Origin of the sequence: Halomonas sp. CSM-2 (assembly GCF_002119345.1) — a bacterium.
Taxonomy (GTDB): domain Bacteria; phylum Pseudomonadota; class Gammaproteobacteria; order Pseudomonadales; family Halomonadaceae; genus Vreelandella; species Vreelandella janggokensis.
The window spans coordinates 12457-26287 of sequence record NZ_NBYR01000006.1 but is presented as its reverse complement, the minus strand read 5'-3'; the positions used below and the strand labels follow the sequence as shown (position 1 = coordinate 26287).

Here is a 13831-nt window from a genome sequence, read left to right as displayed (position 1 = left end):
TCTATATTATAGGGCGATGAGTGATTTTGGCCTTCAGTAGTGTTAGAAAATGTGGTAACCGCATCCAGCTTCCGGTACTCAGCAGGGTGATGTTTAAAGGACTGGGCATGCATTACTAACACGGGCTTCAATCGCAAACGATGTTGCTGTCGCGTAAGGTAGTTAATTAATAGACAGGCATTGGGGCACTTATCGCCGACGGTATAGTCGAATTTTTGCCTTAAATAACGTTAAAAACTGTGCGATAACGTGAAAATTAGCAAAAAGTGGCCCTTTTCGTAGTAATCGCGCTATGCTTGGGGTAAGTATAGGTTTAACAGTAGTGATCTAATTTTCAGGCATCGCGCCTTAGCAACCGTCAAAATGACCCATGGAATGTTCAACATGGAATTAAGAGAGTGGCTAATCATTTTAGGGCTGGCGTTGGTTTCCCTCATCGTGATTGATGGGGTGAGACGACTTCAGCGCCAGCGCCGTGTTCCTCGCCTTGACCAGTCTGTCGGCGAGACACCGGCAAGTCGATCCACCGAGTTCGATGACGCGGCTAAAGAAGCTGAGGTCAACTGGGAGCTTCCCAACGGCGGAGCCCGTGTCGTAAAGCCTGCTGATTATAGCGGTTTCAATCAAAAGCCCAAGTTGGAACGTCAAGAACACCCGGGACCCTCAAAAATACTTTCCCAGTTTAAGCGCGGTAGCTCCAAGACAAGTTCATCTGTCTCCTCGAGGGTAAAAGAGAGCTGGAAAGAGAGCCGGGATGAGCAACCAGCCACCACGCGCACAGCCGAAGCATCGACAACGACGCGTGCCCAGCGCCCCGAGGTGAAAATGCCTGAGCCAACGCCAGCGCCAGAAGAAGGCCATCGCGATCCTGCGTTGTCCTCCTCAGACGGCGCCAGCCCTGCGCCAGATGAAAACGCCACCGCTGCCAGCCGCGAGCCTCGTTTAAGTGCCATGGAGGAAAACGAGGTTGAACGTTCGGCGGCCACGCAAGACGTCCATGACGACAGGCCGGTACTGAGGGCTGAGCCGGAGGACGCCGCGTTCGCCAAACACGCCTCCTCTGATGGATCGACGAAACGTCGTCATCTGCGCAACGATATTGCCGGTGAATACCCGGATGAAGACGAAGAAGAAGATACCTATCGTCTGGTCGACTTTGAGGAAATTGGTCGTTCACTGAAACAGAAGATGATCGACCATCGCAAAGCCCGGGCAAAGAAAAAAGCCGAGAAGGCGCGTCGCGCCGACGCATTAGCCAAGCAGAAAGCAGAGCGTAAGGCGCTTGAAGCAGAGCAGCGCCGGGCAGCCGAGGAAGCCGCCGAGGCAGAGAAAGCCCGCATCGCTCAGGAACAGGCGAAAGAACGTGAGTTGGCTGCCCAGGCCGCTGAAGAAGAACGTCTCGCCCAGGCGTCCGAGATGGCCCAGTATGCCGCCGAGGAAGAAGCCTACGACTCGCTGGAGCCACAAGCGACCCGGCACGAGCCTGATGAAGGGGTAGTACGGACTCACCCTGCACTGGAAAAAGCATTGCGTCACGATGTCTGCGGTGAACACGCCAAGGAAACCTTGACCAATGCAGAAGAAATGATCGTCATCAGCGTGCTGTCACGCGACCCGGAAGGCTTTGACGGTGGCAAGCTGCTGGAATTGATGATGGCCTGTGGCCTCCGCTATAGCAGCGCCATGGGGGTTTTCCACCGCTTCGAAACCGAAAGTGCCGACAGCGAACTGCAATTCTCCATGGTCAATGTCGTCAAGCCCGGCACCTTCCCCATTGAAGAGATGGATGAGTTTGTGACCCCCGGCATTACCTTGCTGATGCCGCTACCCGGCGCCCACGACAGCTCGGCAGCGTTCGAGGCCATGGTCGAAACCGCCATGGTAGTTGTGCGGCATATGGGTGGCGAGCTGAAAGACGAGAACCATAGCGTGATGACGGCACAAACCATCGAGTTTGCGCGCCAACGCGTACACGAGTTTGAACGCCGACATCGCCTGCACCGCCATATGCAGGCGCACTAACAGCGCGCTTGTCATCCAGCACCCGTCCTCTTGCAGAGGGCGGGTGTTTTTTATTTTATAATACCGTTAATTCGTACCACCGCTATCGAGAACCCGCTTCAATGAGTCAGCCTTCCCCCGATGTGCGGCAAGAAGTCAGCCAGCTTCGCGCCGAGCTGGACGACGCCAACTACCGCTACTACGTGTTGGATGAGCCCACGCTATCCGACGCGGACTACGACCGTAAGTTTCAGCGTTTAAAAGCCATTGAAGACGATAACCCTGAACTTGTCTCGCCGGATTCCCCTACCCAGCGGGTGGGCGCGGCGCCTGCCGATGGCTTCCCCGAAGTGGCCCACGCCATTCCCATGCTGTCGTTGGATAACGCCTTTAGCCGTGAGGATATCCACGCGTTTGCCGAGCGCGTTGCCGAACGCCTGGAGAGCGAGACGGATGATATCGAGTTTAGCTGCGAGCCCAAGCTGGATGGTGCGGCGGTGTCGCTGGTTTACGAGCAGGGTGTGCTGGTCAGTGGGGCGACTCGGGGCGATGGTCGCACCGGCGAGGGAATTACCTCCAACCTGCGCACGCTACGCTCGGTGCCCTTGAAGCTGATGGGGAAAAACGTCCCCGAGCTTCTGGAAGTTCGCGGCGAAGTGATCATGCGCCATGCGGGGTTTGAAGCGCTCAACGAACGCGCCCGGGAAGAGGGCAGCAAGGTGTTTGCCAACCCGCGTAACGCAGCGGCGGGTAGCCTGCGTCAGTTGGACCCGCGCATCACCGCTAAACGGCCGCTGGAGTTTCATGCCTACCAGGCGGCTCGCCTTGAGCCCGACCTGGGCGATACCAGCCACAGCGCCTTGATGGCGCGGTTATCAACACTCGGTTTTCGTACCAGCGCCGAGCTGACCACCATGAAGGGCCCCAAAGCCGTCGCCGATTACTGCGAACAGCTCGGCGAGAAGCGCGACCAGTTGGGCTACGATATCGATGGCGTGGTCATCAAGGTGAACGATCTGCGCCACCAGCGGGAGCTTGGCTTTGTCGCCCGGGCGCCGCGCTGGGCCGTGGCCTTCAAGTTCCCCGCCCAGGAAGAAGTCACAACGCTCAACGAGGTGGAATTTCAGGTGGGGCGTACCGGCGCCATTACCCCGGTGGCACGGCTTGAACCGGTGACCGTGGCAGGCGTGACGGTTTCCAATGCCACGTTGCACAATGCCGATGAAATTACTCGCTTGGGCGTCATGATTGGCGATACCGTCGCGATTCGTCGTGCCGGTGATGTGATTCCACAGGTGGTCCGGGTGGATGCCGACAAGCGCCCCGCGGATGCCCGGCCCATTATCTTTCCCGAGCGTTGCCCGGTGTGCGACTCAGAGATCGAGCGTTTAGCCGATGAGGCCGTTGCCCGCTGCTCCGGGGGGCTTTACTGCGCCGCCCAGCGTAAAGAAGCGCTGAAACATTTCGCCAGCCGCAAGGCGCTGGATGTCGACGGTCTGGGCGAGAAGTTGATCGAGCAACTCGTTGACCTGGACTGGGTGAAAACCCCGGCAGATTTGTTTCATCTGACCGTTGAGCAACTGCAAGGCCTGCCACGCATGGGGGGAAAGTCATCCCGCAATCTGGTCAACGCCCTGGATAACGCCAAGTCGACAACCTTGGCGCGGTTTATCTACGCATTGGGCATACGCGAAGTGGGCGAAGCCACGGCGTCCAACCTGGCGAATCACTTCGGCACCCTCCAGGCACTGCAGGACGCCGACCAGGCAGGGCTGGAAGCGGTGAACGATGTCGGGCCGGTGGTCGCGGCTCACCTGCACACCTTTTTCCGCCAGCCGCATAACCTGGAAACACTGCAGGCGCTGATAGACGCAGGCGTAACCTGGCAAGAAGCAGAGGTTACCCAGGGCCCCACCCCCCTTGACGGCCAGACCTGGGTGCTCACCGGCACCCTTGAGTCGATGACCCGCGACGAAGGTAAGGCACGCCTGCAGGCACTGGGTGCCAAGGTGGCAGGCAGCGTCTCCAAGAAAACTGCCTGCCTGGTGGCGGGCGAAGCCGCGGGCAGCAAACTCACCAAGGCCGAGCAGATGGGTGTCGACGTCATCGATGAAGCGACCTTTATAGACCGATTGGCAGAGTGGGAGCAGAGCTAATGAGCCGATTTATTGAAGTACCCGCCAGAATGCTGCCGCAGGAAACCCTGGATGCCCTGCTCGAGGCGTTTGTGACTCGTCAGGGCTACGACACGACCGATACCACGGGCGAGGGCATGCATGGCTGGGTTGCGCAGCTTAAAAAGCAGCTTGAGCGCAATGAGCTGATCATTGCCCACGACCTTGAGCTAGAGATGACCGAGGTGATGACCCTGGCCCAATGGCGTTCCTTTGGCCGCGATATAGCCGACGATGAGGAGGAAGGTGACATCTAGGCCATCGTTCCCCGAATAATCGCGCTGATAAGCCGCCGCCCCGGGTGGAGGTGGTCGACCAGCGGCAACTCCAACGGCTGCGGGTCGTCGCTGATACGCGAGGCAATCACCTCGGCGCACAGCGGCGCGCTGGCAAGCCCACGGGAACCGTGGGCGGTGGATATCCACAGCCCCGGGTAATGCTCCCCCCGTGTATCAGGCACTTTCGAGGCGTCCTTGCCTAATGCTTGATACGCCTCCTGCCAGGATTCAGCTATCGGCACCGGCCCTGCATAGGGGCTTTTGTCCGGGCTTGCCGCACGCACGGCGGCCCGGCCCTCGAGTGTTTCGGGGCTGAGGTCAACGCCTGATGCCTCAATAGCCGCCACCCAGTCGGGCAATGCCTGTCGCAGCTCGTCAATATTGCGCTGGTGGTCGTCATGGGTGACGTGGCGGGTGTCGTTATTGGGCACAAAGCTGGCGCCAAAAGTCAGTACGCCATCCACAGGCGGTGAGACATAGCCGCCAGCGCAAACCACCCGCTGAGGCGCTTGCACGCTTTCTGGCAGCACCACTTCGCTGACCTGGCCACGCACCTGCTGCAGCGGCAGTTGTGTGGTTTGCGCAAAGTGGTTGGCCAACTGAGCGTTGGCAATCACGACCTGATCGGCGCTTACGGTATCGCCGTTGGCCAGGTCGAGCTGCCAATGCTGCCCGTCTCGCTGCAGTTGTGTCACATCCCCCTGAATAATACTGATAAGCGGATGGGCGAGCAGCTGCTCGCACAGCGCCTTGGGGTGTACCCAGCCTGCCTGGGGATAAAACAGCGCCTGCCGGGCACTGATCGGTACCCCGGCAAGCTCGCTCAGGTTTTCCGTATGAGCCGACACCACCGCTTCAGGCAGCGCATGGTACGCCATGAAGCGCTGCTGGCGGCGGGCTTCCTTATCGCTTAACGCCAGCTGTACCACGCCGCTTTGCCGCCATACAGGCGTGTCCGTGGCTAACTGCCCAAGCCAGCGCTGGGAATACATCAACCCGGCCAAATAAAACCGGCTTTGATGGTTCGTCTCTGCGGCCAGTTTGACGTATAGCGCTCCTTGGCGATTGCCCGAGCCGCCCGCACCGGGTGCCTCACGCTCTACCACGCTGACCTTGATCCCGCGCCTGGCAAGGGCGGCGGCGACGCTGGCCCCGGCGATGCCCGCGCCGATCACGGCGACGTGTCGGTTATCCAGGCCTGCAGGCGGCGTAAACCATGGCGTGGCGCGGCGGCGCGTATCGCCGGGTGGCGCGGCGATCGCGCCTGCCAGCATTTCCCGCTTGCGTCCAAAGCCCGGCACTTTTTGCCACCCAAACCCGGCGGCTTTCAGCCCGCGTTTGACGATACCGGCGCAGGTGAAGGTGGCGAATGTCGCCCCGGGGCGTGAGCGCGCCGCCATGGCCTCAAATAGCTCAGGTTGCCACATCTCAGGGTTCTTGGAAGGTGCAAAGCCATCCAGAAACCAGGCGTCGACCTGGCCATCCAACTGCGACAGGCGCTCGGTGGTGTCACCAAAATGCAGATCCAGCGTCACGCGTTCGCTCAGGTGCAAACGGTGGATGCCGCTGACCGCGTCGGGCCACTGGTCGCAAAGCACCTGTGCATAAGTGGCAAGCGACGGCCATGCGCTCAACGCGCGGATAAGCGAGGCGCGATCCAGGGGAAACTTCTCTGTGGATAACAGGTGAAGCCGGGCGTGGGCCGGTGCATGCGCGGCAAAGCAGGCCCAGGCACACAGCATATTCAGCCCGGTGCCAAAGCCGGTCTCGCCGATCACAAAGGCACGCCGCTGCTGCCACTCGGTAAAGCGAGCAGGCAGGTGGTTGGCGTTGATAAACACGTGCTCGGTTTCAGCGCGGCCGTTATCACGGGAAAAATAAACGTCGTCGAAGGCGTCCGAGTGCGGCGCCGCGTCGTTCCAGGTGAGCGACGGCGACGTCAGCGCCGCCAGAGGCGGCAAAGGGTAAGGGTGTTGCGTCACGCAGTCATCCGTGTTGCAGAAAGATGGTTAAAAAATGACCAATTTGTGAATAGGGGCGTTATTCCTGGCTTAGGGAAATGCGTCCGCCGTGTTTTCACAGAGTTTTCCACAGCCTCTGTGAAAAAGCCGACGGACCCTCCATATTCACTCGCCAGGGTCAAGGTAAAACTTTCTTGAACGGCTTGACGGTCACCTGGGAATAAACACCGGCAATGACGTAGGGGTCGGCATCGGCCCAGCTTTTGGCGTCTTCCAGGCTGCCGAACTCTGCAATCACCAGGCTGCCGCTGAAGCCCGCTTCGCCAGGGTCATTGGCATCAATGGCCGGGTGGGGGCCTGCGAGCACCAGGCGCCCTTCGTCGCGCAAGGCTTCCAGCCGCGCTAAATGGTCAGGCCGGGCGGCCAGGCGGCGTTCCAGACTGTTAGCCGTATCTTCACTGATGATGGCATATAGCATGTGCATAACTCCTTGAATGAAAGAAGGAACAAAAAGGTAGGTAACCACGGCTTCAATTGACCGGACCGGTATAAGCGAGCACCATATCGCATCAACCTAAGCCTTATTCTGACAAACTCGCCACACGGCGTCATGCCTATGCTCCGACTTCCTGCCACGTTTGAGACCGACCAGCGTTACCCCGTTGATTTGCATATGCATTCGACGGCATCCGACGGTGCCTTGACGCCGACGCAACTCGTCACGCTGTGCGCCGAACGTGGGCTTACCCACATGGCGTTGACCGACCACGATACCATGGATGGCGTGGTGGAGGCGGGCCAGGCGGCGGCATCCACAGGTATGTGCCTGCTGCCCGGCTGTGAGTTATCCACTCGCTGGCAGGGTATCAATATTCACATGGTGGCGCTGATGCCGGGCGGCCTCCAGGGCCCGCTGGTGGAAGGGTTGATCCATCAGCGTGAGGCGCGTATCAAACGCGCCGAGGTGATTGCCGAGCGGCTTGAAAAGGCCGGTCTGACTGACGCCCTGGCCAAGGCCCGCGAGCAGGCCGGTAGCGACCGGCCACTAGGCCGCCCCGACTTTGCCCGGGCCCTGGTGGCAGACGGCATGGTGGCCGATTGGGCCAGCGCCTTTAAGCGCTTTTTGGGCAGCGGCAAGAAAGGCGATGTAAAGGCCCACTGGCCGGAAATCAGCGACGCGGTGGGCTGGGTTGTCGCCTCAGGCGGCGTGGCGGTGCTGGCTCATCCGCTGCGACACGGCCTGACCCGGCGCAAGCGTGGCCTGTTGATGGATACCTTTCAGGCAGCCGGCGGCCAGGCGGTGGAACTGGTCAGCGGCCAGCAAAATCCGGACAGCACCCGGGATCTGGCGCGCCAACTGGTCGAACGCGAGTTATACGCCTCGATGGGCAGTGACTTTCACTTTCCCGGCAGCCACGCCGCCCCTGGCAGCATGAGCATGATACCGCGAACCGCAGCGCCGCCTATCTGGCAGCATCCGCGTTTACGCCACCTGCAGGACGCACCGGCTGGGCCTCTCGCCGCTGCATAAGCTAAGGTAGGCGGTAGGACCACTAATATCCACAGGCAGGAGTACGCCATGAGCCAATACTTTCAGATTCATCCCGAGAATCCGCAAAAACGCCTGATCGACCAAGCCATCGAGATTATTCGCAAAGGCGGCGTGGTGGCGTACCCCACCGATTCCGGCTACGCGCTGGGTTGCCACCTGGGCGAGAAAAAAGCCATCGAGAAAATCAAATGGCTGCGCTCGCTGGACGACAAGCACAACTTCACCCTGGTGTGCTCGGACCTGTCGCAGATCGGCACCTACGCCAAGGTCGATAACGACGTGTTCCGGCTGCTCAAGGCGCATACGCCTGGCCCCTACACCTTCATTCTAGACGCCAGTACCGAAGTGCCGCGCCTGCTGCTGCACCCCAAACGGCGTTCTATCGGTGTTCGCGTGCCCGACCACCGCATCACCCACGCGCTCCTGGATGCACTGGGCGAGCCGCTGATGAGCGTCACCCTGATTCCCGTCGGCGAGGACCTGCCAATGAGCGACGCCGAGGATATCCGCGAGCGCTTTGGGGCACACCTGGACCTGATCATTGACGGTGGCGCCTGCCACCTGGACCCCACCAGCGTCATCGATCTGCGCGAACTGCCGCCCAAGATCGTCCGCGAAGGCCGCGGGGATGTCACGCCCTTTACCGTTTAACCGGTTATAAACTTGACTGCTCTGACTGAATTCTTGTGAATCGAGCCCCCATTGACTGGGGGTTTTTTTTTGCCGATCACTGAGATCCGAGATACCGCATAAAGCTATTTTGTGTCTTTTAATATTATTTGAATGATTAATAAAAATAAAATACGGTATCAATGCATTCTATCGATAACGAAGGCAATCCAAGCGGTGGGGGGATGCTTGCTGCTTCAGGATTGCCGACAAAAGGAGATTGCCTAATGACACTATCGCGTTACCGCAATGTGGCCACCCTGGCGGCCCTGGCAAGCTTGGCGAGTCTGCCGCTCGCGGGGCAGGCAGTGGCGAACGAAGATACGGGTTGCGCCCAGGCTGAATACGCCATGGGACTGCGTTTTCAACAGCAGTCCGCCGAAGCCATTGCCCTGCAGCGTCAGGGGTTCGAGTTGGCCACCTATCGTCTGGAAGAGCAGATCGAAGCCCATGGTGACGATGCTGACCTGGCGATCATTACCGATCTTGACGAAACAGTGTTGGATAATAGCGCCTTGCTGGTGCGTGACATGCAAGCTTGCCATGACTTCACCACCTGGGATACCTGGAAGCACTGGGAGCGCGAAGGGAATCCACGTTTGATTCCCGGGGCAAAAGACTTCCTGGAGTTCGCTGATGAGCACGACGTGGCGATCTACTATGTCTCTGATCGCTACCAGGAAAATAAAGCCGATACACTGGCCACGCTCGAAACGTTGGGACTTCCTCAGGTCTCTGAAGACAGCGTGAAACTGTTGGGGCCACCCAAGTCGGAGCGTCGTGCCGAGGTTGAGGACGGGCACACGGTGGTGCTGCAACTCGGCGACACGCTGCATGACTTCGCCGGTGAGTTTGCCGAAGCGAACCTTGAGGAGCAGCGTACGCTGGTCAACGAAAATGTCGACCGTTTTGGCAATGACTGGATTGTTTTCCCCAACGCCACTTACGGGGACTGGAGCGAGGCCGAGCTGAACGCTTGGGACGCTCCGCACGAAGTGGAGTGATGGGTTAAATAATCACGCCATTTGATAAGCAAGAAGCGCCGCGCGCCTCAGGTGTCACTATCCTGGGGCGCGTTTTTATCTGTGTCGTCGCCGTTGTCGTCTTTCTTCTTTTCTTCTTTCTTTTCTTCCTCTTTCTTGCGCGGGTCTTCACTGTGTTCATCCAGCCAGGTGCCGCAGCGCAGGCAATAGTAGGCGCGCTTTTCGTGGCGCTCGTGGCCGCAACCTGGGCAGGCTTCTTCAGAGTAGCGATCCTCGCGGATCGAACGTATGACCTGGGCGGAGAACACCCCGGTGGGCACGGCGATGATCGAGTAACCGAGCAGCATCAGCACCACGGTGATGGATTTGCCTAACGGCGTTGCCGGCACGATGTCGCCGTAGCCTACCGTGGTCATGCTGACGATCGCCCAGTAGATCGACATGGGAATACTGGTAAAACCGGCTTCTGGCGATTCGATCACATACATTAGCGCCGCAAACAGCGTGACCACCATGAAAATGCTGAAGAAGAACAGCAGGATCTGGCGCAGGCTGCGCTTTAACGCATCGATCAGCAGCCGCGCTTCACCGACAAACTCCATCAACCGCAGAATGCGGAAGATACGCAATACCCGCAGGATTCGCACAATCACCAGACCGTGGGCGCCGGGTATCAGCAATACCAGCCAGGTGGGCAGGATGGCGATCAGATCGACAATACCGTAAAAGCTTTTCAGGTAGAGCGTGGGGCGCTCAAGGCAGTAAAGGCGCAGCACCAGCTCGATGCTGAACAGGATGGTGAATATCCACTCCAGGACATAAAAAAGCATGCCGTAGCGCTCGGCATAGGCCTCAACGCTATCCAGTAATATGACCCCGACGCTGAGCAGGATCGCCAGAATCAAGCCAATGTCAAAGGCTTTGGCACCCGGCGTATCGGACTCGAAAATGATGTGGAAAAGCTGCGCGCGAAGTCCCTCTGCGCCAGGTTTTAATGAAAGATTCATCAGGCCGTCCTGAAAAAGGCTGTGAGCGCTAGCGTAGCGCGGTTTGATGCGCCATGCGATGGGCAAGGGCCAGTGCGGCCTTGGCATACGTCACGCTTGGCTGGCCGGTGCTTCCCAGCGCATCGCGCATGGCGTTCGCGTCATCACGGGCCTGGTCGGTGAGCATCGGATCGGCGGCCAGCATGGCAAGTGCCTCCTGAGCTGCCGCCAAGTGCTCGGCGCGGTGGCTGTCGTGGTAGGCATCAAGCGCCAGCGTTGCCCGGTGCATCCATTGCGCAGGGGAGTCAGCGTCGGGAAGCGGCCATTGCTGGGCGGCGAGGGCGTTGCCACGGGCGGCCTTGCTGGTGTCTGAAGGGCGCAGGGGAACGCGTTCGGCGATCGCCTGGGCCAGCGACCAGAGTGCCTCGGGCGCGCCGTGTTTAAGCTCGAGTTCCGCTTCGCAGATGATCGCCTGATGCCCACCGCTGTGAATCCTGCCTTCATCCAGTGCCAGTTCGATATGGCTGTCCTGCCACATCACCTGCCAGCTCCACCGTTCAAAATCGGTGCTCAGCTGAGGCTGCAGCGTGGGAATTGCCTCGCCCAGGGCGCCCTGAAACGGCGGGAGCTCGGCAAGCCCTTGGGTATCCAGGTGGCGTGTCGTCAGCGGCCATTCCCACTCATGGCGTTGCGAAAACCCGCCGCCGCCGTGGCCGGCGGTCTTGACGGTCTGCAGCACCTGATCGTCCACCTGACGCAGACGCACCGCGATGCGCGCCTGGTCAAGTGCTCCCCCAGGGGTGTCGTAATAGGTGTTGGTCAGGGTTTGCCGACTGGGTGTCAGGGTCTGCAACAGGGGGTACTGGCGCAGGGCCACCGGCCCCTCGGGGGCCAGGGCAAGCTTCAGTTCAATCTCGGTTGGCTCTGAGGGTTTCATGACAATTGCCACCTCTATACTATGACATTTAGGTTAAATTTTAATGACATTATGAACTTTTCATGACGGCGGCAGACGCACTCTCTATACTATTGCCGCCATTTCCCGGCTTCCCGAAAAAAGGCGTAAAGGCTTTATGGTTACTTCCAACCCTTTTTCCTCGATGTTTGGCCGCTCGCCATTCCAGCCGCTGCTCGCTCACATCGTCAAGGCAAACGAATGTGCCGATCAACTCCTGCCCTTCTTCGAAGCGACGCTGGCAGGCGATTGGGAGAGCGCTGCGCAACTGCGTGAAAACGTCACCCGTTTAGAACACGATGCCGACGTACTCAAGACCGAGTTACGTCTGAACCTGCCTAACACCATGTTCTTGCCTGTTTCGCGCTCCGATCTGCTCGACCTGATCAGCGTACAGGACAAGATTGCCAATAAAGCACGCGACATTACCGGCATTATGCTGGGCCGTAAAATGACCGTGCCTGACGAGTTGGCTGACCCCATGCGTGACTATATCCGCACCAGCGTGGCCTGTGTGGCGCAAGCCCGCCAGGCGCTGGAAGAACTCAAGGACCTGTTGGAGTCAGGCTTTGGGCGCAATGTATCGGATGTCATGCACAACATGATCCGCGAACTGCATACCCTTGAGCACCAGGCCGATGGTCAGCAAGTCGCGATCCGCCGTCAGTTGTTCAGTCTGGAAAGCGAGCTACCGCCGGTCGATGTGGTCTTCCTCTACCAGATCATTGATTGGGTAGGCGAACTTTCCGACCGCGCCGAACGGGTCGGTAGCCGCCTGCAGATCATGACCGCCAACTAATTTGTGATCCAAACCTAATACCTGATCCCAACCAAGGGAAGCGTTATGCAGATCATTGCTCAGCACGGTGATATTTTTATCATCCTGGCCTGTCTTTTCGGCTTTTTCATGGCCTGGGGCGTGGGGGCCAACGACGTGGCCAACGCCATGGGTACCTCGGTCGGCTCCAAGGCCATCACCATCAAACAGGCAATCCTGATTGCCATTGTGTTTGAGTTTCTAGGTGCCTGGCTTGCGGGCGGCGAAGTCACCAATACCATCCGCAAGGGCATTATCGATCCTGAACTGCTGCAGGGGGAACCACAACTGCTGGTGTACGGCATGTTGTCGGCGCTGCTGGCAGCGGCCACCTGGCTGTTGGTTGCCTCGATGAAGGGGTGGCCGGTTTCGACCACTCACTCGATTGTGGGTGCGATTGTCGGCTTTGCAGTGGCAGGCCTGGGGGCCGAGGCCGTCGACTGGGGGGCGGTCGGTAGTATCGCCGCGAGTTGGCTGGTGTCGCCGCTATTGGCCGGTACGGCCGGTTTCGTGCTGTTTAAGTCGGTCCATCACCTGGTGTTTGAAGACCGCAACCCACTGGCAGCCGCCAAGCGTTATCTGCCCGCCTATGTGTTCCTGGTAGGCTTTGTCGTCTCCATGGTCACCATGACCAAGGGCCTGAAACACGTTGGCCTGAATCTTTCGTTTGGCCAGAGCCTGGTGATCTCGTTGATCCTGGGCGGGTTGCTCGCCGGTGTCGGTGTCTTGATGGAACGCCGTGTGAAGTACGTAGAAAGCAGCGATGATCACTTTGGCTATGCCAACGTGGAGCGCGCTTTTGGTGTGTTGATGATCTTCACCGCCTGCGCCATGGCCTTTGCGCACGGCTCTAACGACGTGGCCAACGCGGTTGGCCCGCTGGCGGCGGTGATCAGCGTGGTGCAAACCGGTGGTGAGATTGGCGGCTCGGCGCTGGTCCCCTGGTGGGTACTGGTACTAGGCGGTGGCGGTATCGTGGCCGGTCTGGTGACCTACGGTCATAAAGTGATTGCCACCGTGGGTACAGGCATCACCGAGCTGACGCCGAGCCGCGGCTTTGCCGCGACCCTGGCGGCGGCCACCACCGTCGTGCTTGCGTCAGGCACCGGCTTGCCGATTTCCACCACCCATACCCTGGTTGGTGCCATTCTGGGGGTTGGCCTGGCGCGCGGCATGACGGCGCTCAACCTGCGGGTGATCGGTACGATCGCCATGTCGTGGTTGATTACGCTGCCTGCAGGCGCGGCGCTCTCCATTCTGTTCTTCTTTATGTTCAAGGGTATGTTCGGTTAAGCGGCGAGGGCAGTACAACTGACCCGGCACGCCAACGCCTGGTACCCCAAAGCGGCATCTTCTTTATGCATAAGTGCATTAGAAGGTGCCGCTATTTTTTGTGCTCTGGTAAAGTAACCGTAGTTATTAACCATAGTTCTTCCATTCACCTGCTGCCGGAGA

The 13831-nt window shown here is 59.2% G+C and carries 12 protein-coding genes; 8 read left to right on the top strand and 4 right to left on the bottom strand.

The genetic code is table 11. The features are described 5' to 3' along the window. The first annotated feature begins 384 nt into the window (after positions 1–384). The 3 genes from zipA to B7L15_RS06170 all read left to right on the top strand — a co-directional run bounded on the left by zipA (position 385) and on the right by B7L15_RS06170 (position 4432). Positions 385–2022, top strand: a complete 1638-nt coding sequence (gene zipA, locus B7L15_RS06180; RefSeq protein ID WP_085918133.1) for a cell division protein ZipA — start codon at positions 385–387, stop codon at positions 2020–2022. Positions 2023–2123: 101 nt separating this feature from the next. Further along, entirely contained in the window at positions 2124–4157 is a 2034-nt protein-coding gene (ligA, locus tag B7L15_RS06175) for an NAD-dependent DNA ligase LigA (RefSeq protein WP_085918132.1), read from the top strand. Then, positions 4157–4432, top strand: a complete 276-nt coding sequence (locus tag B7L15_RS06170) for a YheU family protein (RefSeq protein WP_066321347.1) — start codon at positions 4157–4159, stop codon at positions 4430–4432. The genes ligA and B7L15_RS06170 overlap by 1 nt, the downstream gene beginning before the upstream one ends. Here the strand turns inward: B7L15_RS06170 and mnmC are convergent. Beyond that, on the bottom strand, positions 4429–6435 hold the full coding sequence (gene mnmC / locus B7L15_RS06165) for a bifunctional tRNA (5-methylaminomethyl-2-thiouridine)(34)-methyltransferase MnmD/FAD-dependent 5-carboxymethylaminomethyl-2-thiouridine(34) oxidoreductase MnmC (RefSeq protein ID WP_085918131.1): 2007 nt from the start codon (positions 6433–6435) through the stop codon (positions 4429–4431). The two genes, B7L15_RS06170 and mnmC, sit on opposite strands and share 4 nt — an antisense overlap. A gap of 157 nt (positions 6436–6592) precedes the next feature. After that, the gene (locus B7L15_RS06160; RefSeq protein ID WP_085918130.1) at positions 6593–6892 is read right to left on the bottom strand and encodes a YciI family protein; all 300 of its coding nucleotides are present in this window, start codon (positions 6890–6892) and stop codon (positions 6593–6595) included. 132 nt (positions 6893–7024) lie between these two features. Here B7L15_RS06160 and B7L15_RS06155 point away from each other — a divergent pair, with 132 nt between their 5' ends. From B7L15_RS06155 to B7L15_RS06145, 3 genes are all read left to right on the top strand, one after another. Continuing rightward, entirely contained in the window at positions 7025–7945 is a 921-nt protein-coding gene (locus B7L15_RS06155; protein WP_085918129.1) for a PHP domain-containing protein, read from the top strand. A gap of 48 nt (positions 7946–7993) precedes the next feature. Further along, positions 7994–8617: an L-threonylcarbamoyladenylate synthase gene (locus tag B7L15_RS06150; RefSeq protein WP_085918128.1), complete on the top strand. Its 624-nt coding sequence runs from the start codon at positions 7994–7996 to the stop codon at positions 8615–8617. Between the two features lie 245 nt (positions 8618–8862). Next, complete coding sequence (locus B7L15_RS06145) at positions 8863–9639, top strand: 5'-nucleotidase, lipoprotein e(P4) family (protein WP_085918127.1); 777 nt, start codon at positions 8863–8865, stop codon at positions 9637–9639. Positions 9640–9686: 47 nt separating this feature from the next. Here the strand turns inward: B7L15_RS06145 and B7L15_RS06140 are convergent, their stop codons facing one another. Together B7L15_RS06140 and B7L15_RS06135 are read right to left on the bottom strand one after the other, a co-directional pair. Next, positions 9687–10625: an ion transporter gene (locus B7L15_RS06140; RefSeq protein WP_085918126.1), complete on the bottom strand. Its 939-nt coding sequence runs from the start codon at positions 10623–10625 to the stop codon at positions 9687–9689. A 28-nt stretch (positions 10626–10653) separates the two neighbouring features. Then, positions 10654–11541, bottom strand: coding sequence for a CYTH domain-containing protein (locus tag B7L15_RS06135; protein ID WP_085918125.1), 888 nt, complete (start codon positions 11539–11541; stop codon positions 10654–10656). A 136-nt stretch (positions 11542–11677) separates the two neighbouring features. Here B7L15_RS06135 and B7L15_RS06130 point away from each other — a divergent pair, with 136 nt between their 5' ends. Together B7L15_RS06130 and B7L15_RS06125 are read left to right on the top strand one after the other, a co-directional pair. Continuing rightward, positions 11678–12358, top strand: a complete 681-nt coding sequence (locus B7L15_RS06130; RefSeq protein WP_085918124.1) for a TIGR00153 family protein — start codon at positions 11678–11680, stop codon at positions 12356–12358. A 45-nt stretch (positions 12359–12403) separates the two neighbouring features. Beyond that, entirely contained in the window at positions 12404–13669 is a 1266-nt protein-coding gene (locus B7L15_RS06125) for an inorganic phosphate transporter (RefSeq protein WP_085918123.1), read from the top strand. The last annotated feature ends 162 nt before the right edge of the window (positions 13670–13831 follow it).